Annotated in this window: 17 protein-coding genes; 12 read left to right on the top strand and 5 right to left on the bottom strand. The window is 42.9% G+C overall.

The window, feature by feature from the left end; all coding sequences use genetic code 11:
* Positions 1-88 precede the first annotated feature (88 nt).
* Positions 89-1,174: a hypothetical protein gene (locus SNE_RS03205; protein WP_013942892.1), complete on the top strand. Its 1,086-nt coding sequence runs from the start codon at positions 89-91 to the stop codon at positions 1,172-1,174.
* Between the two features lie 428 nt (positions 1,175-1,602).
* Here SNE_RS03205 and SNE_RS03200 read toward each other — a convergent pair whose 3' ends face one another.
* Both SNE_RS03200 and SNE_RS03195 read right to left on the bottom strand, forming a co-directional pair.
* Positions 1,603-3,657 carry an alpha-ketoacid dehydrogenase subunit alpha/beta gene (locus SNE_RS03200; RefSeq protein ID WP_013942891.1) on the bottom strand — a complete coding sequence of 685 codons (2,055 nt, stop codon included), beginning with the start codon at positions 3,655-3,657 and terminating at the stop codon, positions 1,603-1,605.
* A 6-nt stretch (positions 3,658-3,663) separates the two neighbouring features.
* Positions 3,664-4,776: a UPF0158 family protein gene (locus SNE_RS03195; RefSeq protein ID WP_013942890.1), complete on the bottom strand. Its 1,113-nt coding sequence runs from the start codon at positions 4,774-4,776 to the stop codon at positions 3,664-3,666.
* A gap of 111 nt (positions 4,777-4,887) precedes the next feature.
* On the opposite strand from SNE_RS03195, the gene serS reads away from it, so the two are divergent.
* Positions 4,888-6,159, top strand: coding sequence for a serine--tRNA ligase (gene serS / locus SNE_RS03190; protein WP_041418735.1), 1,272 nt, complete (start codon positions 4,888-4,890; stop codon positions 6,157-6,159).
* Positions 6,152-6,544: a VOC family protein gene (locus SNE_RS03185; RefSeq protein WP_013942888.1), complete on the top strand. Its 393-nt coding sequence runs from the start codon at positions 6,152-6,154 to the stop codon at positions 6,542-6,544. Before serS ends, SNE_RS03185 begins: the two co-directional genes overlap by 8 nt.
* On the opposite strand, the gene SNE_RS03180 is transcribed toward SNE_RS03185, so the two are convergent.
* Positions 6,523-7,743, bottom strand: a complete 1,221-nt coding sequence (locus tag SNE_RS03180) for a hypothetical protein (protein ID WP_013942887.1) — start codon at positions 7,741-7,743, stop codon at positions 6,523-6,525. The genes SNE_RS03185 and SNE_RS03180 overlap by 22 nt on opposite strands.
* Positions 7,744-7,993: 250 nt before the next feature.
* Here SNE_RS03180 and SNE_RS03175 point away from each other — a divergent pair, with 250 nt between their 5' ends.
* The 5 genes from SNE_RS03175 (at position 7,994) to SNE_RS03155 (ending at position 16,414) form a co-directional block, all read left to right on the top strand.
* Positions 7,994-9,046: a M48 family metallopeptidase gene (locus SNE_RS03175; protein ID WP_013942885.1), complete on the top strand. Its 1,053-nt coding sequence runs from the start codon at positions 7,994-7,996 to the stop codon at positions 9,044-9,046.
* A 127-nt stretch (positions 9,047-9,173) separates the two neighbouring features.
* Entirely contained in the window at positions 9,174-10,454 is a 1,281-nt protein-coding gene (locus tag SNE_RS03170) for a M18 family aminopeptidase (RefSeq protein WP_013942884.1), read from the top strand.
* A gap of 43 nt (positions 10,455-10,497) precedes the next feature.
* The gene (locus tag SNE_RS03165) at positions 10,498-11,238 is read left to right on the top strand and encodes a VIT1/CCC1 transporter family protein (RefSeq protein ID WP_013942883.1); all 741 of its coding nucleotides are present in this window, start codon (positions 10,498-10,500) and stop codon (positions 11,236-11,238) included.
* A gap of 4 nt (positions 11,239-11,242) precedes the next feature.
* Complete coding sequence (locus tag SNE_RS03160) at positions 11,243-13,189, top strand: heavy metal translocating P-type ATPase (RefSeq protein ID WP_013942882.1); 1,947 nt, start codon at positions 11,243-11,245, stop codon at positions 13,187-13,189.
* 96 nt (positions 13,190-13,285) lie between these two features.
* Positions 13,286-16,414 carry an NAD-glutamate dehydrogenase domain-containing protein gene (locus SNE_RS03155; protein ID WP_148258934.1) on the top strand — a complete coding sequence of 1,043 codons (3,129 nt, stop codon included), beginning with the start codon at positions 13,286-13,288 and terminating at the stop codon, positions 16,412-16,414.
* Between the two features lie 169 nt (positions 16,415-16,583).
* Here the strand turns inward: SNE_RS03155 and SNE_RS03150 are convergent, their stop codons facing one another.
* Positions 16,584-18,020 carry an AAA family ATPase gene (locus tag SNE_RS03150; RefSeq protein WP_013942880.1) on the bottom strand — a complete coding sequence of 479 codons (1,437 nt, stop codon included), beginning with the start codon at positions 18,018-18,020 and terminating at the stop codon, positions 16,584-16,586.
* 292 nt (positions 18,021-18,312) lie between these two features.
* Between SNE_RS03150 and hrcA the strand changes: the two genes are divergently transcribed.
* From hrcA to dnaK, 3 genes are read left to right on the top strand one after another with little or no spacing between them, the layout of a single operon-like run.
* Positions 18,313-19,446: a heat-inducible transcriptional repressor HrcA gene (hrcA, locus tag SNE_RS03145; RefSeq protein ID WP_013942879.1), complete on the top strand. Its 1,134-nt coding sequence runs from the start codon at positions 18,313-18,315 to the stop codon at positions 19,444-19,446.
* Positions 19,447-19,455: 9 nt separating this feature from the next.
* On the top strand, positions 19,456-20,040 hold the full coding sequence (locus SNE_RS03140; protein ID WP_013942878.1) for a nucleotide exchange factor GrpE: 585 nt from the start codon (positions 19,456-19,458) through the stop codon (positions 20,038-20,040).
* A gap of 2 nt (positions 20,041-20,042) precedes the next feature.
* Positions 20,043-21,974, top strand: coding sequence for a molecular chaperone DnaK (gene dnaK / locus SNE_RS03135; RefSeq protein ID WP_013942877.1), 1,932 nt, complete (start codon positions 20,043-20,045; stop codon positions 21,972-21,974).
* A gap of 10 nt (positions 21,975-21,984) precedes the next feature.
* Here dnaK and SNE_RS03130 read toward each other — a convergent pair whose 3' ends face one another.
* The gene (locus SNE_RS03130) at positions 21,985-23,511 is read right to left on the bottom strand and encodes a glycoside hydrolase family 3 protein (RefSeq protein ID WP_158307205.1); all 1,527 of its coding nucleotides are present in this window, start codon (positions 23,509-23,511) and stop codon (positions 21,985-21,987) included.
* A gap of 104 nt (positions 23,512-23,615) precedes the next feature.
* Between SNE_RS03130 and SNE_RS03125 the strand changes: the two genes are divergently transcribed.
* On the top strand, positions 23,616-25,847 hold the full coding sequence (locus tag SNE_RS03125) for a ubiquitin carboxyl-terminal hydrolase family protein (RefSeq protein ID WP_013942875.1): 2,232 nt from the start codon (positions 23,616-23,618) through the stop codon (positions 25,845-25,847).
* Positions 25,848-25,863: the final 16 nt, after the last annotated feature.

The following is a 25,863-nucleotide window of genomic DNA, read 5'->3' as shown; positions in this document are numbered from 1 at the left end:
GCGCTCCTTGGAGCGCTCTTTTTTTATGTCTTTTTTTTCTAACTCCATGGTATCCTTGTTGCAAATTTTTTAGAAAAAGAGGTATCTCATGCAATTTCAATTTCCTTCTTTACAAAGGCAAAATCCTGTAGATTTTGCTCTCCGTGCAGGTCTTTATGCAGCATCAGGCGCTTTAGCTTCCCGCTTCAGCTCGCTCTCGCTCGTAAATGGTGCACTCACTGGCTTAGTGAATAGTCTGAGCGTCCAAGTGGGTCAGACTGCCTTTAAAATTGATGACATGGCAAGTCAAAAAATGATTGCAAGTATGACTCCCCTTGCCCTTTCAACAGCTCTCATGACTGTCATTGCACCTCGGTTCAATCTTCCTTTGAATTTTTCCGGTGCTGTCACTCTTTTCCTTTGCAATGCAGCAGGCGAAATCGTTAAAATCTTTGCTTTGAACTTTCTTGCTGCTCCTGTTATTCCAAATAAAACAGAGGAAGTTAAAGATTTAAGTGAGGCAGGCGTTCGAAAACTCCACGCAGATTATGCAAGCCAAAAAGATAAAATTGACAAAGCTGCTCTTCCAGCACTTCATGCCCGCTTTTATGAGTTTAATCTCCCCTTGCCAGAAGGCAAAATTTACGCTGAAATGAGCAAAGCAAAAGAAACGTTTGAAATCACCGAGCTTCCTCTTCCACAATCAGAAAAAGAGGTCCAAAGCCTCTCAAAAGACCAACTCTCTTGGCTTGCGTTTTCACTCCTGCAACATAAAGGACTAGCTAAATTAGATTTCAAAACTCAAGTGGCTCTTTGCAACGCCATGAAAGAGATCGGCTTCTTCTTTTATCCAACCCCCAAAACTCCTGAGGATTTAAAGGGTTTTGATGATGCCTATATCATCCAGGGTTGGCGTACGAGATATACGGCAGACGCTACAAGATGGATAAGTGTATCTGAGCCTCTAAAAAGCGCCTTTAACGAGTGCTTTACTCGCGCAGGTCTTCACACCATTTCCCTTACTTTCAAGATCCCTACTAGACTAAAAGAGATCGGCAAGATGAATCAAGGTGAATTCCAAAAAGTTTATGATCATTATGATAAAAACCGAGAAGAATTTAACGCACTGCACATTGTTCTTAAAGTCGAATTCAACAAGAAAGTCAGTGAATTCCGTTTATCTCCACTTAACTAGAATTTTTTTTGCATCACAGAGAGAACTTATCTCTCTGTGATGTCTATACAATCAACAGTGTACTCAAATGTGTTCAAAAGTTTGAATATAGATACACCCTAAGTCTTATTTGATTTTCTAACTCAGAGTTTAGGTGATTAACCGGAATCGTCAGGCCCTGAGTGTTAAGATGTCTTTCCAAATCGCTTGTTTTAATTTTTTGCGAGATCATAGAGTGAGACTAAAAAGTTATCACTCTACCTCAGTAATCTCTGTGCTGAAAACTAATCAATAACCTTCTGGGTTTATTTTGCTTAGTTTCAGGCAAGAGAGTTCTCTTAAATTCTCGGTATTTTTGCAGTCTGGAAGGGCTAAAGGCCCTTTTCAAGACAAGAAGGCAGCATATTCATGATTTTATTTTCACGAATGTTATAAACCCAGAACACTGTTTAATAAGAAGCAAGAGAGCGGATTGCTGCTTGGATGTCTGTTTTTTGCGGAAGGACCCGATCTTCGAGCTCTTTGCAATACGGAACGCAGGTATCGAGGCTGCCCAGTCTTTTAACAGGGGCATCGAGAAATTCAAATCCCTTTTCTGCAATTTGAGCGGCGATTTCAGCTCCAAAGCCGCAAGTGAGGGGGGCTTCATGCACGATAAGGGCCTTTCCTGTTTTTTCAACAGAGGTTAAAATGGTCTCAAAATCGAGAGGGCTTAAGGTGCGAAGATCAATGATCTCAACATCGATCTCTTCAAGCTGCTGCGCGATTTCATAGCACATATGAACCATCATCCCATAGCAAATCACCGTCACGTCTGATCCCTCACGCACCACCTTGGCTTTGCCTAGGGGAAGGATTTCGTCTTTAGTAGGCTCACTTTGGGCACAGAAAACGCGCTGGCGATAGAGCCCTTTGTGCTCGAGAAAGACCACAGGATTGGGGTCCCGAATGGCGCTTTTAAGAAGCATCTTGGCATCGGCAGCATTGCTGGGCATCACAACTTTGAGGCCGGGGCAATGAGCTAAAAACGCTTCGATATTTTGGGAATGGTAAGGACCTCCTTGAATATATCCCCCAGTTGGGGTCCGGAGGACCACAGGACAGTTCCACTCTCCGTTTGAACGGTAGTGGTAACTGGCAAGTTCATTAAAAAGTTGATTAATACCTGTCCAAAGGTAGTCGCAAAATTGGACCTCGGCAACGGGTTTGAAATTCCCATAGACTGAGAGGCCGATAGCGGTCCCTACAATGGTCGATTCAGCTAAGGGGGTATTGAAGCACCGGTCGACCCCATATTTCTCTGTCAGGCCTCGTGTAATACCGAATACGCCTCCTTTCCCATGAGCAACGTCTTGTCCAAAGATGATGACCCCCTCATCCCGCTCCATCTCTTCATCGAGGGCGTGGTTTAGGGCATCCATGATCACAACAGCTTCACCGCGCTTTTCTTTCTCTTCATGGAGAGTCACTGGGGTTGGCTTGTAGATGTGGTCGAGGACGCGGTCTGGATCTTGGATGGGAATCTGGTCGGCAGTGACTGCTGCCGTTTCAATTTCTTCTTTTACATTGTCGCGAAGCCTTTCGATCTCTTCAGGACTCAGGATTCCATGGTCGATCAGCCATGCTTCAAAGCGGGGCAGAGGGTCGCGCTTTGTTTCTTCTTCGAAATGGGCATCGGTCTTGTATTTTTTAGGGTCGTCACTGCTACTGTGGGCTCCAAGGCGTGGAATCTTTGCCACAATAAGTGAAGGGCCAAGCCCTTCGCGCCCTTTTCGGACGGAAGCGTCTAATGCTTTTGAAACCTGCTCAAAGTCGCAGCCATCCACATCATGAACGGTAAGCCCTACGTAGCCCCTAGCCATGTGCACAATTGAGCCCCCGGCAGTCTGCTCTTCAACTGGAACTGAAATGGCCCAGCCATTGTCTTGAATCACAAAGATCACACTGAGTTTGTGGATACAGGCGTAGTTGAGTGCTTCGTGAAAATCACCTTGAGAAGTGGCTCCATCTCCTGCTGAGACATAAACGACTTCATCGGTGTCGGCTAGACGGGCCGCTTTGGCCACTCCTACAGCTTGGAGAAACTGGGAACCGACAACGCTTGATTGGCAGGGAATCCGCAATGTCTTATGGGAGAAGTGTTCGGGCATCATCCGCCCACCAGAGTGGTGATCAACTTCACGAGCTAAAAAGGCTCCTAAAACCTCTTCGAGAGTGCAGCCTAATCCTAAAGCAAAGGCCCGATCCCGATAGTAGGGAAGCCCCCAATCTTTTCCAGGTTTTAACGAGAGGGCGCTCAGAGCACCGATCATCTCGTGTCCATTGGCGCAAAGATGGAATGTTCCCCCTTTGTTTTGGCGGACGAGTTTTTGCATTTTATCGTCGACATAGCGGCAACGCATCATCGTTTGAAGCGTGTCAAAACACAAATCTTTGAGGGATTTTTCCTCTGCAATCGCGAGGAGTTCTTGCAATCGATTTTTAACTTCCAACCCTTGCATCATGGCGCCCTAAGTTTTCTTTTTCTTAATCTGTGTCACTTGCTTAATTCCTGCTTCACGCTTTTTCTTCATGAGCTCTTGAATTTCAGCTTTTTCTTTCGGTGGTCGTCCTTTTTTCTTGGGCAAAAGTCCTTTTGCAATGTCTGCAATCTTGCTTCCTTTTCCTGCTTCTGGGTCAGTACCTGTGCGGCTTACAGCTTCGAAAAGCTTTTCTTCTTTTTCAACGCCAAGACCTGAAGAAGTGCGCAACCGGTCTGAAAGGTGGCGTAACGACTCAAGACGTTGTGAAAGTGCTTCGAGGCGAGAGTCGATTTTAACGCGTGAGCTTCCGCGCAAGCTGGCAATGAGTTGCGCTTCAGTATCAAACTTCGCAGAGAAGGTCACCGAAGTGCTGGTAAAGTCTGGCATATAAAGGAAGGGACGGGCTTCGGGAGGAACTGTTTTATAAATGTCGATTGTGTATTGCGGCTCAATTTCAACTTTTGCTGCTTGCTTTGGTGGGCGTCCTCGCTTGGGTCTTGGGTTCAAGGCTTCATTTGAGTAATATGTTTTTGCTTTGGCTCCAATTGCATCACGTGCTGTTTGCACATCGCGAGGAACTTTAGTCTCAAAAATGTGCTGCTTTACTTTTTCTAAAACATTTTTCGACAGTTCGAGATCTTCTTCAAAAACAAAGCTAAATTCTTGCATGCGGAGCCATTCAATTACCCGAATGCGAGATCTTTCATGATAATACTGTTGCCATTTTTCAAGTTCAGTCAGATGGTCATAAATGAACTCAAGAAAGTTTTCGCGCGCCTCTTTTGATTGGATGATATCGAGCAGTTTTTCTTTGGTGTCGATGTCGTAAACTTTTTCATTCACAAACCCTTCCATGAATTTCTTGGTTTCATAAAAGGTCATTTTGGGAATGAGACAGTACCGATCCAAGTTATTTTCGATCTCGACTTCGAGGCGATCGATATCTTCTAAACCTTTATCCAGGTCGGCAAAGACGATAAATCCTTCAATACGGTCTAGGTAGAAATCCCGTTCATCATCAGATTTTGCAAAGGCGTCCATCAAGCGGTGAAAACGGAGAATCAAGGGGTTTTGTGCTTCAGGATGTTTTTTCTTGGTCATGACTCAAAAAATGTTTAAATATAATAATACCCTAGAATACCAATAAAAATCCTTCCTTTCAAGGAAAAGCTCACCTCTGCTAAGATGATCTCTTGCGAAAGGAGATTTTTGATGCTTGATATAAAACTTATTCGAAATGACCCCAAAGGGATTGAAGCTAAGCTAAAAACAAAAGACCCAGCGGTTTCAATTGCTCCTATTTTGAAACTCGATGAAGAGATCCGTCAAATAAAAAATCAAGTCGAGCAATTAAAAAATCAAAAAAATCAAAATGCCAAGCAAATTGGTGAAAAAAAACGCAAAGGAGAAGATGTCTCCAAACTCATGGAAGAAATTGCCGGTGTAGGAGATGAAATCCAAAAACTTGATCATCAGTTAATGGAGCTTGAAAAAGCCTTTCATGATCATGTGGCTTGTTTCCCGAACCTCCCTATGGAAGACATCAAAAACTCACTCGACCCTGCTGATAACGTCTGCATCAAAACTTTTGGAGAAAAACCCTCTTTTTCTTTCGAGCCCAAAAATCACATGGAACTCAATGAGAAGCTGAAGCTGTTTGACTTTAAACGGGGCGCTAAAATTGGAGGAACAGGTTGGCCTTGTTACCGTGGACTGGGTGCACGCCTTGAGTGGGCTCTCATTCAATTCATGATCGACACCCACATTACAAACGGGTTTGAAATGTGGATTCCTCCTCTCGTTGGCCGTCCTGAAATCATGTACGGTTCGGCTCATTTGCCCAAATTCGAAGACCAGCTTTATAAAGTACACGACGATGATTACCACCTCTACCTGATTCCTACTTCTGAAGCAGTCTTAAACGGACTCCACTTCGATGAGATTCTCGAAGAAGAATCGCTCCCGCGCAAATACACGGCGTTCACTCCCTGTTTCAGACGTGAAGCAGGTGCCGCCGGCTCGCAAGAACGGGGTCTCATCCGAACGCACCAATTCAATAAAGTCGAAATGTTTTGCGTGACACGCCCTGAAGAAAGTGAAGCCATTTATGAAGAGATGCTGAAGAGTGCTGAAGAGATTTTGCAAGCGCTTAACGTTCATTACCGAAGCATGCTACTTGTCACTGGTGACATGTCGTTTGCCTCGGCTAAAACAATTGATTTAGAGGTTTGGCTTCCTGGACAAAATCGTTACTACGAAGTTTCTTCTATTTCTAATTGCACCGACTTTCAAGCACGCCGTGCGAAAATCCGGTATAAAAAGGGAACTGACAAACCACAGTTTTGCCATACGCTCAATGGTTCAGGACTTGCGACTTCTCGCCTCATGGTCGCACTTTTAGAAAACAACCAGCAAGAAGATGGAACTATCCTCTTGCCTACAGTTTTGCACAAATACTTAGATGGAATGAAATCGATTGGTTAAACTCTCTGCGCTAGATCATCTTGTTATTACAACAAGACAAATTGAAAAGATGATTCTCTTCTACGTTGAGATTCTTGGAATGGAAGAAATTACTTTTGGAGAAGGGCGTAAAGCTTTAAAATTTGGATCTCAAAAAATCAACCTGCATGAAGTAGGAAAAGAGTTTGCTCCCCATGCGAACAAACCAACACCTGGCAGTCAGGACATTTGCTTTATCACAAGCACTCCCCTTGAAAATTGGCTCTCTCATCTAAACAAGAAAAAGGTCCCTGTCGAAGAGGGACCTGTAAGAAGAACGGGCGCAATAGGACCCATTCAATCGATCTACTTGCGCGACCCTGACCATAACCTTATTGAAATTGACTATGTTGTCGCAAGCCACTGAGGTTTATAGATCTTCCAGTTTTTTAACGTTTTTACCATCGCTGTCAGAGAGCTCTTTTCAACCCATTTGACAGTGTCTTTTTCAAAGTCTCCCTTCTCATCGAAAAGCTGATGAAGGAATGTAGGCAATTGCTTAATTTCTTTTCCAAACAGGAAGTCTTTATGCAAGATCCATGTCGTATCTTTCACTCTTGCGCAAGCATTATTGACCAGCTGCTCAATTTCATCTAATGAAGTAGGGTAAGAGCGCAAGAGTGGCTGATAAACTTCAGCCTTGAAACTTTCATGAGCTTGGTGCAATTCAGCTGCAAAAAATGCTGCTCCTGCAGAAAGGCTAAACGTTATCCACCCTAGTGGTAAATAAGCAGATGCCAGATAAAAAGCAAGTGCTGCAGATGTCGCTGCTGCTCGCGCAAAAGCAATCGGCCTTAATGCCTCAAGTGCAAAATTCGCCACATGGTAGGAGTTTAAGGGATCAGTGCGAGCTGTCATCGGATTCATAAACCTTATGATATCCGCTTTCAAGCCTTCTTCGTATTGGGCAACAGTCACGAGATTCTCACTGCGATCAGGAACCCATTGAACACCAGAGTGAGGAGCTGCTGTATCGTGTTTCTTTGCCGCTTCAGTTCTTGTATAAATGTAGTCAGGAAGAAGACGTATTTCTTGCCCAAACATGAATGAGCGGCTAAAAAATAACAGGTTTGTTGCAAGTTGAGAACTGATCGTAAAAAAGAAAGGAGAGATACTCCGAGGGTCTCTATCTTTCCACCAAATCACTTTATCGCCTAGAATACGACTATCAATTTTTCTCTTTGATTCCGCAAAAGTCGTTTGAATCTGATAAAATTCATGCGCTGCCAAAAGTGAAACAACAAACTTCACTTTTAAAAGTGGAGAAAAGGCAGATGTATAGTTCATAGCCCAAATAGAAGCGGCTGCGACTGCAATAGTTGCCCACTTTGCAACCACTGCTCCAAAAACAATCTTATCCATCAAGACAACAACGTCTTTTTTGTCTAACTCTTCGATCGGAACTGGCATATTACCATAAGTCTTATCGATAAATGCAGATACATCCTTTTCAATTCCAGAAGTTACTTTTGTAATCCCTGTATTCACATGAGCTCTAAGACCACCTAAAGTGTTTGTTACTCTTTCATAAGCTGCCCAAACCGAATCCATCGAGATAATTCCCATATGATCTCTCCTTTGTAAGAAATAAGTCGGTGATTTTAAAGATAATGAAAATTAAAAAAAAGGCTTTTTTCTTCCATGTAAATATTTTTTTTGAAATCACTAAGAGATGTCATTGATAAAAAACTCAATGTAATTGATGACATTCGATTGATTCATTATTCTTTTCAAAAAATCTGAGCTTCTTTATGCTTTCTTCAACTTTTTTATGAAAAAACTCGTTTTTTAAACTTTTTAAAAAGGAATTTGAGGAATGGAAAAAGTCACTCCAAAGTCAGATCAAGTCCAAGGATGGGGCGAATGGCTCTGGGACGGAGCAAAAACGCAAGCTTCAAATGCAGCTAGTGCGGTTTATCACCTTTGCCCAAGTCTATTTGATCGTATCCAATCAATTTTTGATTTTGTTTATCCAAAAAATGCCATTACAGGCTACCGAGAGTTTTGGTATCTCCCAACCTGGGTAGAAAAAGTTTTAGGAGAAGCACTCTATCCTACAACTTGCGCCTCTCAAGGTGGAAAGCTCAATGATGATAAGCAACAAACTCGTCTATCTAACATGGTTGAAAAAACTGCTAAGCATGCTCAACGTGAAGGTGAAGACCAACAGTTTGAATACGAAGTGACTGTTCTTGACTCAAGCGTGATCAATGCTTGGGCGATGCCAGGTGGAAAACTCGCTTTCCATAGCGGTCTGATCAACAAGATTGATAAGATGGATCTAACCGAATGGGAAGGACTCACAAAAGATGACGTTTTAGCAGCCGTTGTCGGACATGAAGTCTCTCATGCAGCTATTGGACATACACGTAAACGTCTCGAAAAAACACTTCTCATTCAGCTTGCTCTTTTCGTTGGAAAGATTGCTGCAAACATCTTCATTAGCCGCAAAGAACAAGAAGCTGTTGAAAAAGGTGAGGAAAAAGGCTCCCACCGTGCTCATATCGAAACAGCAGATGAGCTTAAAAAGTATGAAGGCCTCCGCAGAATTGTCACAGTTGTGTTCGATTATTTTGCTTACTATGCTACGCAGCTTTATATGCTTGCAGAAAGCCGCGGTGCTGAGTACGAAGCTGATAAGTACGGAATCGAGCTCATGTATAAAGCCGGCTATGATGTCCGTGGAAGTTTAGCGCTTCAAAAACTTTTCCAAGAGATTGGTCATTCACACCAAACAGACTCTTGGCTTGGAAAAGCTATGGAATGGATTTCAACTCACCCCACTTCAGACAAGCGCCTTGCCGAAAATAAAAAAACGGTACAAGCGCTCCACGAAGAGCACGGAAACTACAAAGCTGTTACCGTCTAACATCTTCAAAACCTGCCGCTTACCTGCGGCAGGTTTCTTTTTTCATTGTCAATCCCCTCTCCTCTCATTTATAAAGCAAATTGAGCATTGCCTCGCTTTTTATCAGCAAATTTGTTAAAAAAAGTTCATGAATTACGCACCTCTTCAAGATCTTATACTTTTTCTCCAAAGCTCGCCAACCCCTTGGCATGCAGTTTCTCAAATTGGGTTGCGACTAGCGCAACAAGATTTTACTCCTTTAGAAGAAGGGGAAAAGTGGGATCTGAAACCAGGTGAGCGGTACTTTGTGGAACGAGGAGGCTCTCTTTGCGCGTTCACCCTACCTAAAAATACTCCAGTTCGCTCAACCATTTTAGCCTCTCACACAGATAGTCCTGCGCTTAAACTCAAGCCCCATCCCCTTTTTGTTGAAGAGGGCATTCCCTTCTTACGTGTTGAAAGCTATGGGAGCCCCATTATAAGTACTTGGATCAACCGTGATCTTGCAATCGGAGGAAGACTCCTAGTTGGAACACCCGATGGAGAAATCGAAGAAAAACTGATCTACCTCGACCAAACGCCTGTTCTGATTCCCACTCTTGCAATCCATCTCGATCGTGAACAAAACGACAAGCCTAAACCTGTGAGTAAACAAGACCATCTTTGCCCCTTACTTGGAATCGAAGCCAAAGGAAAAGATCCTGACAGTCTCTTTCACGATCTTTTAAAGCCTGTTGTCACAGACAATCTTCTCGGATTTGACCTCTATCTTGTCCCCTGTGATGCACCCCGAATCATCGGGCAAAATAGCAGTCTCCTTGCTTCCTACCGTCTCGATAATTTAGTCAGTGCTCATGCCTCACTTCTCGCACTCCTCGCAACGGATAAAATACCTGAAGAAACCATCCAAATGGCCATCTTCTGGAATCATGAGGAAATCGGCTCTCAAACGGATGAAGGGGCAAGCTCCCCCTTTTTCCTCGATGTCATGACACGGATCTCCCTCTCTTTCAAATTGGGAGAGGAAAATTTTATTCGCCTTAAGCGACACTCTCAGCTTATCTCTATTGACTTAGCTCATGCCTACCATCCCCTTCACAAGAAAAAATATGATAGCAACAATGCTCCTCGCATGGGCAAGGGAATCGTCATCAAACACAATGCAAATCAGCGCTATGCCACGCAAGGACTTACAAGCGCTCACCTCGTTCAAACTTGCCAAAAAGAAAACATCCCTTATCAAGACTTTGCGTGCCATTCTGACCTCCCTTGTGGCAGCACGGTCGGAGCTCTCACAGCTACGCGGACAGGAATCCCCACGGTTGACATCGGCTTAGCGCAGCTTTCAATGCATGCGGCGCGCGAACTTATTGCGGTTGAAGACCATCACACCTTGTGTCGTCTATTAAAAGCCCTCCTCCTTAAATAAAAGAAACCGTATAATGTCCTAATCATACTTTTGGAGTTTCAGAATGACGTTGAAATCGGACCATTTCAAGGGGAAAGATGTCTACGAACATTTAAAAGAAGCACGGGCACGGGGAGCAAAAGCTACCCAAGAAATCCATGGGACAGAAGCACCTGGTCACTTAGTTGCTGCTACAGATAGTTTGAAAGAAACGGCTATTGTTCTTTTAGGATTTTGGATTTTATTGCTTGCTTTTCGAGCGTCTGCGCCTGTGACACTTTTGGCAATTTTTTCTATCGGTTGGATTTTATGGAAAGGAGGTCGGAGCGCCCTACTTGGATGGGGACGTTTAGAACGATTGCACCGCCTGATTGAAGAAGAGCGGTATGAGATCCAGCATCACAGGGCGCAAGAAAAAAAGGAACTGCGCGGCATGTATGAGCAAAAGGGATTTACAGGTGAATTATTAGATCAAGTGGTCGAGGTCTTGATGGCAGACGACAATAGGCTTCTGCGTGTGATGCTTGAAGAAGAACTCGGCCTCACATTAGAAACCTATGAGCATCCCCTGAAACAAGCTGTTGGTGCTGCTGTTGGTGCTTTTATTGCTGGCATTGGAGCTCTTATCGGAGCCTTTTTTGCGGGAATGTGGGGTATCACAATTGTCTTGTTCTTGTTATTTTCCATAGCAACACTTGTGACTGCTAAACGAGAGGGAAACGCGCTGATCAAATCTCTTATTTGGAACTTAGCAGTTGGAATCTTATCAATTGGAACTCTCTACTTCATCTCCCAACTAAGGTAGCTGTATGGCCTCTTATATTTTTGACGAGTTTTTTACTTCAGGCCAGGAAGAAAGTATCAGCCCTTTCCTGACTGAAGACTCGCGCAAATGGGCCAAAAACCTCAGTTTAAAAAGTTCGATTCTCTCTGGTGTCTTTCTAATTGCCGCATTTATCACCTCTTTTTACTCATTAACTCTTTCCAATTTACTCCTACTCTTCGTCTATTTTTTAGTTGGAACACCTGCTCTTCAAAATACGATTGAAGACATCAAAAACCTCGAAATCAATATTGATGTCCTCATGACACTAGCAGCCTTTCTTTCCTTTTTGATTGGAAGTCAAATGGAAGGAGGCCTTCTCCTTGTGCTGTTTGCATTTTCAGGTGCAATGGAAGAAACCGTGTCGAGAAAAGCCAAAGGGGCTCTCCTCAATTTAAATGAGCTCTCTCCGACTATGGCAACGGTACTAGGTGAAAAGGGAACGCTGTTCCAAAAGTCGGTGCGTGAAATCACAGTAGGAACTCGCCTTCTTGTGAGGGCTGGTGAAATCGTTCCTCTTGATGGAATCGTTGTCGATGGAAACTCGTTTGTTAACCTCGTCCATCTCACTGGAGAAAGTGTCCCCGTTTCCAAGACAAAAGACCATGAAGTTCAAGCAGGAAGTCGTAACTTAGATGGAACCTTAACCATCCGTGTCACACGGACGAGCGCAGATTCAACGCTTTCAAAAATTATCCAACTCATTAACCAAGCGCAAGAAATGAAACCACGCGTCCAACGGTTTCTCGACAGGTTTGGGCGTAGCTACGCAATCACGATCATTTCGCTCTTTTTCCTCTTTTCGATCCTCCTCCCTTGGATCTTTCCGATCAGCTACTTTGGAATTGAAGGATCGGTTTATCGGGCATTGACGTTTTTGATTGCCGCTTCTCCCTGCGCCTTGATTATCGCCACTCCCACTGCCTACCTCAGTGCTATTAGTGCCTGCGCCCGAAAAGGGATTCTCTTAAAGGGGGGAATCACCCTCGATGCTTTAGCAAGCTGCCGTACAATCGCCTTTGACAAGACAGGGACTCTTACGACAGGAAAACTGAGCTGCGAAAATGTCGTTCCCCTTTCAGAAAATCCTGTTTGTACAACCGATGAAGCCATTCAAATAGCTGCTGCCCTAGAGCGTCATGTCACTCACCCCATGGCCGAAGCCATCATCTCGTTTGGCAAAAAGAAAAATCTTTCTCCTCTCGATATCGACAAATTTCAATCCGTTCCAGGGTTTGGGCTTAAAGGAGAATTAAATGGGCGCACAGTCTTCATTGGAAATGAAGCCTTCATCATAGAGCAGCTTACAAAAAAGCCCGATCTTAAATCACTGATCGCTAAAGAAGACCAATCGGTCACCTTCCTTCTTGTCGAAGAGTCTCTTTTTGTCTTCCATTTTAAAGACACCTTACGACCAGAAGTCCCCGAAGTGATTCGAAATCTTAAAAATGAACACCGACTTGAACTCATGATGCTCACTGGTGATCATCAGGCAAGTGCTGCAGCGGTTGCAAAATCGCTTGGAATTGAAGTGTTCCTCTCCGACCTGCGTCCTGAACACAAACTCGAAATGGTTTCTAATCTCTCTATGAAACATGGCCTGGCCATGGTCGGAGATGGAATCAACGACGCACCTGCCTTAGCACGTGCGACCGTTGGAATTTCCCTCGGAGAGATTGGAAGTGCTACGGCGATCGATGCTTCAGACATTGTATTTTTACAAGATGACCTCAAGCTGCTGAGTTGGCTTTACACAAAAGCGCGTAAAACCATGCGCATTGTTAGAGAAAATCTCACACTTGCCCTTGGCGTCATTTGTCTCGTCACAACTCCCGCTCTTCTTGGGTGGATTCCTCTTTGGCTTGCCGTGATCCTCCACGAAGGAGGCACCGTTCTTGTTGGGTTAAATAGCCTTCGCTTACTTAAGAAATAATCTCATTTTGAAAAAATTGCCTAAATTCGTATGGTGAAGCCAGGGGGTGGATAGGCGGTATCCACCGGTATCCATATCTCTTTTGGAATGAGCGAAATGAAGCGACCGAAAAAGGAAGACAAGAAGGAAAAGGAACACGCTGTCCAGTTTGAGCGTCAGCAGTTCGAAGAATATTATGTCTGGCTACGGGACCACATGCCCGATGGATTCTTCGAAGAGGTTGAGCCCGAACAGCTTACTCTTATCACTCACTACTTGATGGGATTTCCCCTCCAAGATTACTTTTGCCAAATCCAACTCAAAGATCGAGCCTTTGTCCTGATCTTAGATAGTCCAGATGTCGATCTCAAAGTCTTGAAACATTTCAATTTATATGGAATTCGCAATTATCAAACATTTATTTCAGATGAGCCGCCACCTTTTAAAGGAGTGAAGCAACGCCTCCGCATCGCAACCATCTTTTTCACCTCCTATGACGATAGCAGTCAACATGAAAGCTGTGATAATCTGATTCCAAAAGAGCAACAGCAAGAGCTTTACGAAGGAATCAAAGAGCGCCACCCAGAGATCACATTTGAAGATTTCCAAGAACTTGTTTGTTGTATGGACAGCCGTTTTTTACGTACTTTGACTGGAGACCGTCTCTTATCGGCACTGCTAATGTTTTTGCGTGCTCGTGAGCGAGACCATTGCCAGTATGAGATGCGTTACAACGAAGACTGGAAAGAAAAAGGAGGCGAAACCCCTTCTGTTCAAATTGTTTTAGCTTGGCGCAACACTCCCAAGTACCGGTTCATCTATAGATTAGCAAAAATGATTTTCCGCCATAATTTGAATATGGTGCGTGTCAATGTTGCTTACGTGCAGCCCTATGAAAAAAATAGTATTTTAATCATGTCCTTAGGACTTCATGGGATCAAAGGAAAAGCCGCATGGGAAGAAGCAGATATTTCCGACTTTTTAAAAGAACTTGTCACTCTCAAATGTTTTCCTGGAACAGACGAAATCGAAGATACATTTGTCAATCCGGGACTCGTGACAGGAAATCAAGGGAATCTGATTCGAACCATTGCGAGTTTTGTACACCAAACACTCGTTCATGCTGATATTAACCAGTATAGCCTCAGGAACGTCGAAGAAGGGCTTTGCCGCCATCCAGAACTTACTGCTCAGGTTGTTCAAGCCTTTGAGCAGAAGTTCCACCCTGAGAAAAAAGACATCGAGTCCTACAAAAAGACTAGAGAAAACTTGCTCATGTTAGTCGACCATTTAGACACAGGAAATGAGCACAATGATTTACGGCGCAAAAACATCTTAAAAACGGCCATGCATTTTGTCGACTACACTTTAAAAACCAATTTCTTCCGCAACAACAAAAGCTCCTTTTCATTCCGACTCGACCCCAAATATCTCAACCTCGTTCCTTATGACAGAAGAGAAAAATTTCCCGTACTTCCTTATGCTATCTTCTATATAAGGGGGATGTACTTTATTGGGTTTCACATTCGGTTTAAAGACCTTTCCAGAGGAGGGCTGCGAACTGTTTTTCCTCAGCGATTTGAGCAAATGGAAATCGAACGAAACAATGTCTTTGCAGAATGTTACAACCTAGCTTTTACGCAACATAAAAAGAATAAAGATATTCCCGAAGGAGGATCAAAAGGGGTTATTTTCTTAGAACCGTATGAACGGCTTTTGACTGAGGCAGACATTCTCGGGAAAGAGCTTGTCCGCGCTGGAAAAGGAGAAGAGGAAATTGAAGAGATCGTGAGCAAATTCAAAAAAGAGCAAAAGCTCGTCTATCTCTATTTAACTCAACGCTCTTTCATTTACAGTTTTATTTCTCTTTTGAACTGCTACGACGATGGGACGTTAAAGCAAAAGAACATCGTCGATTATTACAAGAAACCCGAATACATTTATCTCGGCCCAGATGAAAACATGCACAACAACATGATCGAATGGATCGCTGAGTATAGCAAACTCAGTGAATATAAGCCGGGAATCGCATTTATTTCGAGTAAACCGACTTATGGCATTAATCACAAAGAGTATGGTGTCACTTCGCTTGGGGTGAATGTCTACATGGAAACGACGTTGAATCACCTTGGGATCAATCCTATAAGAGATCCCTTTACCATCAAGATCTCAGGAGGTCCTGACGGCGATGTTGCTGGAAACCAGATTTTGAACCTCTATAAATACTACCCTAAAACTGCCAAGCTTTTGGCTCTTACAGATGTTTCCGGAACAATTTACGATCCCGAAGGACTTGATCTTTCGATCATGGCACACCTTTTCCATGAATCGAAGCCCATCGCCATGTATCCACCCAAAAAATTGCATGATGGGGGATTCCTCCTCGACTTGCAAACCAAAAAAGAAGAGTCGGCTTACGCAACCAAAACCCTTTGTTGGCGACGTGAGGGAGGAAAACTCCGAGAAGACTGGCTTTCTGGAAGTGACATGAACCATCTCTTCCGACACAACTTACATCGAGTCAAAACTGACATTTTCATTCCTGCTGGTGGACGCCCCCGTACTTTGCATATCAATAACTACACTGACTTTCTAGATGCAGAAGGGAATCCCTCTTCGCGAGCAATCGTCGAAGGAGCCAACCTCTATCTCACACCAGAAGCGCGCATCGCACTAGAAAAAATTGGGGTACTCATCATCAAAGATAGCTCGGCCAATAAAGGTGGTGTCATTTGCTCTTCGATGGAAATTTTAGCCAGTTTGACGCTGACTGAAGAGGAGTTTTTGCAAGAAAAACCCGAGCTTATGGAGCAGATTTTAAACATTATCCGTGAAAAAGCACGCAATGAAGGAGAGCTCCTTTTAAAAACGAACAGCATCACAGGTGAATTCCTTACAGACATTTCCGATCAAATCTCGAAAAGGATCAATACCTATACCTATCAATTACTTGATTACCTCGAGAAAAACGTCTTACCTGCACATCCCGATGATCCTCTAGTTAAAGCTCTCTTGAGCGTCTGTCCTCCTCTCCTAGCGACAAAATATCGAGATCGGATCATTCAAAAATTGCCTGAAGTCCACAAAAAGGCCATGGTGGCTTGCTATCTTGCCTCTCAAATCGTCTATAAGAAAGGACTCGGCTGGTCCCCTTCGATTGTCGATGTGCTTCCTCTCATCGCCTCAGACCCGAAAATCACCTCATCCAAGCCTTTAGAAGGTCACGATTTCGAAGTCCTCTCCTAGGATAATAATAACCTGAACTTTGGGTTTATTTTGCTTAGTCTCAAGAAAGAGAGTTCTCTTAAATTCTCGGTATTTTTACCGACAGGAAGGGCCAAACGGTCCTTTTTGAGGCAAAAAGACTGAGAAGAAAGAGAAAAATCCCTGAGAATGAGTGAAAGAAACCCAAAGTTCAGGTTAATAGAGCACTAAAATCAATGATCTCACTAAAATATCCGCTATCTCGGATACTGTCACATACGCCATTTACATGGATAAGAATTGGCCAACAAGAAAAACGTTTTGGAAGGGCAATATTTTGTATCTTTTGTTTAACTTCCTCAACAACATTCATTTTCAAGGGATGAATTGAAAACTTGATCTCACATGCAAAAAGAGTATTAAACTTTGTTTGAACCAAGTAATCAATTTGACACCCTTTCTTAGTCGACGAAGGTTTTTGAAAATAAGGGTTATCAGCTACAACATCTTCTGGGCAGATTCTTAAACTTTTCCATAATTTTTTTCGATTGTTCAAAACTAAATTTTCAAACTGCAACCCCATAATGGCATTCCATCCAGGGAATGATGAAATATTGACATCTTCAAACCTTTCTCGAATGATTTTATCTCGATTAGGAAGAATATATTTAAGATAAAATCTCAAATAGTTGTCTCTTAATCGATATTGACTAAGCTGAGATGATTTGCCAGATTTAACCCACCACGTATAATCGCGTGATACAAATCCCGATTGTACGAGATCATTTAAGTATTCACTCAAAGTTCCACTTTTAGAATAATTCAACTTTTTGCAAATTTCGTTAAACTCTGTTGGACCATTTGCTAAAGCCTCAACAATAGCCCTATAAATTCCGCTTCTCCTTTCAAATAGATCATGAAATATTGAATCGAATTCATGGAATAACATCCCATCCTTTCGAAAACATAGATCACGAATGTTTTGGTCAGCATTTAACCCGGATTGGACCTGTTCCAAGTACCAAGGAATTCCCCCAGTCACACTGAGAAATTTAAATTCTTCATATGGAGACTGATGAAACTTCTTACTCAAAAGAAATTCATGACAAGTATTTAATGGTAATTCCTGTAGTTCTAGAAAAAGAGAAATTCTTCCAAAAAAGGCAGTATGACTTATGATATTTTTTTCAATCCAAGTGGAGACAGAACCACATAAAATTAAAATGAGATTGGGATTATTCTTAAACTCAAGATCCCAAGCATTTTTTAGTTTTCCTAAAAATAATGGATCTTTTGAGCCCATCCAAGAAATTTCATCGAGCAAAACTATGACCTGCCCTTGATTTGTATATTTTGCAAGCAAAGAAAATAAGGTTGACCAGTCTTGAGCAGAAATACTCTCTAACCCGATCTGCTTTCCTAATTGTTCGGCAAAAACATCTCTTTGAGATTGAGCATCAATATCGCCATTCGGCGGTATTCCAGCAAAAGAAAGAAAACGTTTTCCCTTTGCAAACTCTTGGATAAGCCGGCTCTTCCCAATTCTACGCCTTCCCCTTACTACAACTAAACTTGCCGTTTTTTTCCTTAGTAAAGAAGAAAGCCTCTCTAATTCCTTCTCTCTTCCTATAAATAAATCGTTTTTCATGAAAACCTTCTGCACAATACAACCAAATTGTAAATTTTGTGCAGAAAAATCGCAAGAAGAAATTGCTCACAAAAAAATGAAAAACGTTTTTTGTGCAGAATTAATGTCTATACCACTGATTATAAGATAGAAAAGAAAAATGATTCGAAATAAAACAACTCTCTGAAAACAAAGGACTTAAAAACGAAACAAGCAGTCTAAGGCTAGAACTGCTAAAAATCGTTGCCAGCTATCCCCTCCTCTGTTATATTTAAGGTAGAATTTAGCAAAACTATAAAACGAGTGCTACTTTATGGCGCCTAAACTGAAGCAGCGCGAAGAAAGAGAAAAGACAGTCCTCATTGGGCTTGTGGAGCTCTACCTCATCACAGGAAAGCCTATTGGCTCTAACACACTCAAAGAGCACGGGTTCGACCACATCAGCTCTGCGACAATCCGCAACTACTTCGCTAAGCTCGAAAATCAAGGGTTCTTGGAACAACAACACACTTCGGGTGGACGGATTCCAACTCCTCTTGCTTATAAATATTACGCCCAGCACCACTTTAATGCAGCAGACGTCGACCCCAAAGATATCGAACTGTTGCGCAAAGAGCTCAATAAAGATACCCGCGAAATTGCCCGCTACCTGCAGAATGCTGCGGAACTCCTCAGTCAGATGACGCAAAGCGCAATCTTTTTGTCATCTCCTCGCTTTGACCAAGATTTGATTCTCAATATCAAACTCGTCTCCATCGACAAAGAGCGCTATTTGTGCGTACTCGTTACTGATTTTGGCCTCGTGCATACAGAAATTCTCTACTCCCCAAAAAAACTGAGTAGCTTTTCACTCAAAAGAATCGAAAAGTATTTTCACTTTCGTATGACAGGACTCGAAAGACCCAAATTGAATGCTTACGAAGATGAAATCGCAGCCGAATTTTATAATGAAATATTACTACGACATATTGTAGACTACTCTAATTTTAGTGCGGAAGATATTTACAAGACAGGATTTTCAAAATTGCTGAAGTTTTCTGAGTTTCAGGATGCAAGCGTTTTAGCAAAGGGGCTATCTCTTTTTGAAGATACGCAGTACATGCGTCACCTTTTAGAAGAATGCGCTGAAGCTGTTGATTTGCGTTTTTGGATCGGAGATGAACTTGGAAGAGGCACCGCTCACACGAGTATTATCGCAGTCCCCTACTTCATTCACGGGAAACCTGTTGGTGCCATTGCTCTCTTAGGGCCTATGCGGATGCCGTACCCTAAAATTTTTGGAATTCTTAGAGCGTTTTCAGCAATTTTAAGCGAGATGCTCACACGCAACTTATATAAATACAAAATCACATATCGACAGCCGAAAACTCGAGAAATAGGCTTACAAACAGATAGCACGGTTTACCTCGATCAGGCGCAACACCTGCTCTTGGAAGATAAACGTTAAGGAGAACGCATGGACCCCGAAAGCCAAGGAGAAAAACAAAACGAAGCTCAAGAGGAAGCTCCCCATGAAGGGCAACTTCCTACTTCAGAAGAGTTGCAGTTTGAACTGAGAAACCAACAAGAGAAAAATTTGCGCCTTTTAGCAGAGATGGAAAATGCCAGAAAGCGGATGCAGAAAGATAAACATGATACGACCCGCTTCGCTGTTGAAAACGTGATTGGAGAGTTTTTATCCCCTCTCGATAATTTTGAAAACGCCTTCAGTTTTACACGCCAAGCATCAGATGAAGTGCAAAACTGGGCAAGAGGATTTGAGATGATCCTAACCCAATTTAAAGATGTTTTATCCAGCCACAATGTCACATCTTTTTCGTCAGAAGGAAATCACTTCGATCCTCATCTGCACGAAGTGATCGAGATTGAAGAAACGGAAAAGCATGCAGAAGGTACCGTGATTCAAGAGTTTGTCCGCGGTTACAAATGTGGTGATAGAATCCTTCGCCCGGCCAAGGTTAAGGTTGCCAAAAAACCGGTCAAAGAAAGCGAAGAAACCCGAGCTAATGAAGAAGAAAAACAGTCTGAAGGAGAACAGTAAACATGACTCAGAAAAAAAGCAAAGTCATTGGAATTGACCTAGGGACAACTAACTCCTGTGTTGCCATTATGGAAGGTGGAGCTGCAAAGGTCATTGCTAATGCTGAAGGAACACGCACAACTCCTTCCATCGTTTCATATAAGGATGGGGAACGCCTCGTTGGAATTCCAGCGAAACGACAAGCAGTGACAAACCCAGAAAAAACGCTCTATTCAACAAAGCGTTTTATCGGGCGTAAGTATGCCGAAGTGGCGGAGGAAATCAAAACAGTTCCCTATAAAGTTGTTCCAAACAGCAACGGCGACGCTGTCTTTGAAGTGGATGGGAAAACCCTGACACCAGAAGAAGTTGGAGCTCAAATCCTCATCAAGATGAAAGAGACTGCCGAAGAATATCTCGGTGAAAAAGTTACAGAAGCTGTCATCACAGTTCCTGCCTACTTTAACGACTCGCAAAGACAGTCGACAAAAGATGCTGGCCGTATTGCTGGTCTAGATGTCAAGCGTATCATACCTGAGCCCACTGCTGCTGCTTTAGCCTACGGACTCGATAAAGAAGGTGCCGATAAAAAGATCGCTGTCTTCGACTTGGGTGGAGGAACATTCGATATCTCCATTCTAGAGATCGGTGATGGAGTTTTTGAAGTTCTTGCCACAAATGGTGACACTCACCTGGGCGGAGATGACTTCGACAACGTCATTATCCAGTGGCTCTTAAATGAGTTCAAAAAGGAAAACGGAATCGATCTTTCGAAAGATAAAATGGCTTTGCAACGGATTAAAGATGCTGCTGAAAAAGCAAAGATCGAGCTTTCTGGAACGCAGCAAACTGAAATCAATCAGCCATTTATTACAATGGATGCTAGCGGCCCTAAACACTTATCTTTAACACTTACCCGTGCAAAGTTCGAAAGCTTAGCTTCTGATCTTATTGAGCGTTGCGTTGATCCATGTGTCAATGCCATGAAAGATGCAGGAATCACAAAAGATCAAATTCACGACGTTCTCCTTGTAGGTGGAATGAGTCGTATGCCAGCTGTTCAAGAGAAGGTCAAAAAAATCTTCGGAAAAGAGCCTCATAAAGGAGTGAACCCCGATGAAGTTGTCGCAACAGGTGCTGCAATTCAAGGGGGAGTTCTTGCTGGAGACGTTAAAGACGTTCTTCTGCTCGACGTCATTCCTCTCACTCTCGGAATTGAAACACTTGGTGGCATCATGACACCGCTCGTTGAGCGTAATACCACCATCCCAACGCAGAAAAAACAAGTCTTCTCAACTGCCGTAGACAACCAGCCTGCCGTAACAATCGTCGTCTTGCAAGGTGAGCGTAAAATGGCAACAGACAACAAAGAGATCGGACGGTTCGACTTAACGGACATCCCTCCTTCTCCAAGAGGTTCTCCACAAATCGAAGTCAGCTTTGATATCGACGCAGATGGAATCTTGCATGTCTCTGCTAAAGATCTTGGAACCGGAAAAGAACAAAAAATTCGGATCGAGGCAAAATCAGGCCTTTCTGAAAATGAGATCAACCGGATGGTCAAAGACGCAGAAGAACATGCTGATGAAGACAAAAAGCGCAAAGAAGATGTCGAAGTGAAAAACAAAGGTGATAGCTTAGTCTTCCAAGCTGAAAAAGCCTTGAAAGATCACAAAGATAAAATTCCTGAAAAGCTTACAAAAGAGATTCAGGGTAAAATTGATACTCTCAAAAAAGCCCTCGAGTCAAATGACATTTCCAGTATCAAAACGGCAACAACAGATCTTGAAACCTACATCCAAAAGATTGGGGAAGAGATTCAAAAGCAAGGTGCAGCCCAGCAACAAGCTGGCCCCGGCGCAGGACCTATGGGGGGTGAAGCTCCCAGGCGCGAAGAAAAGAAAGAAGAAGAGATTGAAGAAGCTGAAGTCGAAATTCTCGATGAGGAAAAATAACTCTCTTCTTTTAGTGGAAGCTCCCAATCGGGAGCTTCCCTTCTGCTTTTACTTCCCCTTTGATCACCTTTAAGACAGCTTTTTCTGCATCACGCACCCCTTCATAACCTACGATAATTGTTCCACTTTTCGGACAATCTTTGAGAACATACGGCGTTGTAAAAATCACAGTTGTCGCATGAAGCATGCGCAGCTCTTTGGGCACTTCTGCTTGGTAAAGAGCTAGAATAATCCGATCATAGCCATCGAGAGAAATCCCTTGCTCATATTGAATGGGAGTCACATCAAAGGTTTCTTGCAAATCGGCACAAAAAGGGGAGATTTCGTCTCTTCCTAGTTGGACAAAGGCAATTTTTTCTCCTTGAGAAGGAAGACCTTCATCTCGAAATAAGGTCACAGCTTCTTCAAAAAGAAGAGAGATCAGCTCTGCATAGGCTGTGTTATGGAGTTTTTCCATGAGGTCTTCTCTTTCAGGCACAAAACGGTTTTCATGAAGACCTAAGTTTTGCTTGATTTTAAGAATCTTAAGAACTCTTCTATCGATCTCTTCTTCCGAAATTTCAGCGCTCATGATAGCTTGAAAAGCAACAGGTACAAATTCATCTAGAATCGCATCGACAACTTCATCTCGATGACTCCCATAGAGCAAAATATGATGGCCCGCTAAAAAAGCTTTTAGCCCTACTTCCCCTTTTTCATAGTAATTTGTCAGCGCTTTCATATTGAGAGCATCTGTAATGATAAGGCCTTCGAACCCAAGCTGCTCTTGGAGGATTTGAGTGATCAAAGGGTATGAAAAAGTGCAAGGAATCGAGTCAAGTGCTGGAACCAGTAAATGGGCCGACATGACGCAGGCAACTCCCCCTTGGATTGCCTGCGAAAAAGGAACAAACTCTATCGATTGCAGCCGCTCTAAAGGATGTGTAACAAGAGGAAGATCGTGATGAGAGTCAATAGAGGTATCTCCATGCCCTGGGAAATGTTTCACACAGGCGAGAATCCCCATTTCTTGCATTCCTTGATACAAAGCTTGCGCATGTACTGAAACTTGGAAAGAATCATCACCAAAAGCGCGGCGATGAATCACAGGATTTTCAGGGTTGGTATTGATATCAACAACAGGTGCTAAATTGATATGAGCACCCACAAGCTGGCATTGTTTTCCAATTTGACGCCCCATTTCCCTCAAAAGTTCGAGGTTTTGCACGGCTCCAAGGGTAAGATTACGAGGGTAGGAAAACGTTTCTCTCATACGCATTCCAAGGCCCCATTCGGCATCTGCAAAAGTGAGAAGAGGTATCTTCGAGCTTTCTTGGACTGCATTTAAAAAAGAAACTTGTTCTTCTGGATGAGCCTGCTTCAAAAGCACTCCACCCACAGGAAAACTTTTCAAAAAACTTTGAATGTGACGCAAATGCTTTTCACCACGGGGAGGAGCAATGGAAATCGCAAAAAATTGCCCAACCTTCTCTTCTCGCGACATCCCCATTAGAGTTTCTTCAGCCCAATCGGCATAGAGAAAAATTGAACATGCCAAAAATAATGCTATGAAAATTTGTGTCATTTTTATCCTTCAAAGAAAAGCTTAATCAAGGTAATATTTTTGCCATCATGAGATGATTATTTGCTAGGAGAATAAAAATGTCATTGCGTTTAGCCGCTCCTTCCAATCAACAACTTGATTGGTTCACAGGGTTAGCTTATCAAAAGCAATTGCTCATGCGATTGTCATCGCAGTACATCGCGCATGTTGTCGTATGGTTTCAAATGTCGTCAATTTTTCAAAGCGTGGTCAATCTTTTCCTCGTAAAAGTCGTCAACCCCTTTAAAGATAAATTCTATCCCACGCAACCCCTTCTTCCTTCGTCGGTCAGCAAGCTCGAAGCTTCCTCTCTTCAAGATCTCCAACGCTACATCTTATCCCAGATCACTCCCCATTCAGAGCAAATCAAATTGAATCTGCGAGCAGTCGAAGACTTGTCTAGTGCGCAAGGTGAAGAAAAAAAACGGCTATATCAAGAAGCGATCTCTCTTTATCACCAGATGTCTCCTCACATTGAAACAGTGTCTAAATGGCTCACTTCTCATAAACAATTAGAAACCGAGCACGCCTATATAGAAATCAAAACCGAGCTCAGAGAAGCAGCCTCGCTCGTCAATAAAATTGCACAATTAAATACTGAAGCCCCCTTTCTTCGACATCGCTCAGATTGTCCTCCTCCCTTGAGCCGTCCCATTGGACTTGTCAATGAGAACAGGAATGACTGTTTCATGAATGCTATAAGACAGCTCATGTTTAACATCAAAGTTCTTCGAAAGTGTGTTCTTGAAAAACTGCCTGCAGAAAAATACAGTAAAATACTTGCCAATGCAGCCCTTTACTTCTTGGCTCAACGAAGAGGAGATACGGTTCCCCTTGGAGGCAGCAGTGCCTCTCGTGAAGAAGTGGATATGCAAACAGGGCGCCAAGAAGATGCTTTTGAAGCTCTCGGCCAACTTTTAGGTGAGATTACTGAGATTGAAAGAGTCAATCCTCTCCTCCCTCTTTCTCCTGAGAACGTTAAAGAACTCAACCCTTTACTCTTTTGGACTGCCAATCAGAAAAGAGTTGAAATCATCGGTAATTACGCGGATTTGACAGAGCAGAGTCAAGAAAGAGTCAGTGAAGGAGGATGGCTTAAAGCAGAGCGAACACCCAACTCAAGTATCATCCTTGATCTCAAAGGAGTTGAAAATATCTCTCTTGAAATGGCTCTAAAACGTTGGGCCTTTTTTCAAGGACGGGGTGATTCATATAGAGTCTCGACAAAAGATGGTGGAACACTCGAACTCCCTATTATCGAAGAAACAAACCAATTTGCAGACCTTCCACCTTCCCTTATTCTCACTCTCAAAAGATTTGAAAGAGATCAGGGAATCAATAAAAAAGAAACGCGTATCGTCGATATGGATGAAACCTTTGTTCTTCCAGGAGAAATTGTCAGTAATGGCAAGAACGGTCGCTATCGAATCAAAGGTTTTGTTTCTCATCATGGTGACACAGCTGATAGTGGACATTATGTAGCTTATGTTTTTATTCCCAATTCAGAAAAGAGCCAAGAAGGCACGTGGTACTGTTGTGATGACAGAATGGTGACTGAAGTCAATATTGCAACGGTTCATGACGCCTTATCTTTTTGCTATTTTGTTTATAGTGAACTTGAAGCAGAAATTTCTCCTATAGAAGCCAAACTCTTCCTTAAGACGCGTCAACTTCAAACGCTCGCAGTTGAAACCCGTCTAGCTGAAGAAGCCTCGATTGAATTCGAGAGGCAAAACACCCCCGAAAACAGAATAAAGGCCTTACAAACTGATCTCGAAATGATGCAGCTTTTTGCAATGGCCGCACAAGATGAACATGCAGATCCAACATTCCTCACATCTCTTTTTAACCAACTCTCTAAAGACGCTTACAGCTTCTTTATAAAAGTTCTTGAGTTTGAAAAAGGACACTCTCAAAAAGATGCTCTTCTCCATCTAAATGAGCTTCGTACCATTGCCGCTTCGTACCTTGTCCGAGAACAGGGAGACATCCTCACGAGAAACATCATCGAGCAATACATCTACATGAAGGAGCAATACATCCTCCTTCTTCAATGTAGTGAAGACTTGAAAATCGCCGCAGAATTCCACTTAAGACAACTCCTTGCTCTTCAAGCTCTTCTTGAAAACGAAGTCACCACAGCAGAACATGTTAAACTTATCCTTCCCTATCTTTGCGAAGAGTTTAAAAAGAAGCTGACCCCCCACGTTAAAGACCCATTCGATAAGGCCGGATTTGAAGAAGCAACACGTGGATTGATCGAAGCCACAGCAAAAATCTTACAAGTTTAGAGCAACTCTGCTATAC

This window comes from Simkania negevensis Z, from assembly GCF_000237205.1.
GTDB lineage: Bacteria > Chlamydiota > Chlamydiia > Chlamydiales > Simkaniaceae > Simkania > Simkania negevensis.
This window is presented reverse-complemented; position numbering and strand designations above follow the sequence as displayed.

Bases quoted from the DNA above. Each gene is read 5' to 3' on its own strand.
- SNE_RS03205 (WP_013942892.1), top strand. From the start codon at position 89: ATGCAATTTCAATTTCCTTCTTTACAAAGGCAAAATCCTGTAGATTTT.
- SNE_RS03200 (WP_013942891.1), bottom strand. From the start codon at position 3,657: ATGATGCAAGGGTTGGAAGTTAAAAATCGATTGCAAGAACTCCTCGCG.
- SNE_RS03195 (WP_013942890.1), bottom strand. From the start codon at position 4,776: ATGACCAAGAAAAAACATCCTGAAGCACAAAACCCCTTGATTCTCCGT.
- serS (WP_041418735.1), top strand. From the start codon at position 4,888: ATGCTTGATATAAAACTTATTCGAAATGACCCCAAAGGGATTGAAGCT.
- SNE_RS03180 (WP_013942887.1), bottom strand. From the start codon at position 7,743: ATGGGAATTATCTCGATGGATTCGGTTTGGGCAGCTTATGAAAGAGTA.
- SNE_RS03175 (WP_013942885.1), top strand. From the start codon at position 7,994: ATGGAAAAAGTCACTCCAAAGTCAGATCAAGTCCAAGGATGGGGCGAA.
- SNE_RS03170 (WP_013942884.1), top strand. From the start codon at position 9,174: ATGAATTACGCACCTCTTCAAGATCTTATACTTTTTCTCCAAAGCTCG.
- SNE_RS03165 (WP_013942883.1), top strand. From the start codon at position 10,498: ATGACGTTGAAATCGGACCATTTCAAGGGGAAAGATGTCTACGAACAT.
- SNE_RS03160 (WP_013942882.1), top strand. From the start codon at position 11,243: ATGGCCTCTTATATTTTTGACGAGTTTTTTACTTCAGGCCAGGAAGAA.
- SNE_RS03155 (WP_148258934.1), top strand. From the start codon at position 13,286: ATGAAGCGACCGAAAAAGGAAGACAAGAAGGAAAAGGAACACGCTGTC.
- SNE_RS03150 (WP_013942880.1), bottom strand. From the start codon at position 18,020: ATGAAAAACGATTTATTTATAGGAAGAGAGAAGGAATTAGAGAGGCTT.
- hrcA (WP_013942879.1), top strand. From the start codon at position 18,313: ATGGCGCCTAAACTGAAGCAGCGCGAAGAAAGAGAAAAGACAGTCCTC.
- SNE_RS03140 (WP_013942878.1), top strand. From the start codon at position 19,456: ATGGACCCCGAAAGCCAAGGAGAAAAACAAAACGAAGCTCAAGAGGAA.
- dnaK (WP_013942877.1), top strand. From the start codon at position 20,043: ATGACTCAGAAAAAAAGCAAAGTCATTGGAATTGACCTAGGGACAACT.
- SNE_RS03125 (WP_013942875.1), top strand. From the start codon at position 23,616: ATGTCATTGCGTTTAGCCGCTCCTTCCAATCAACAACTTGATTGGTTC.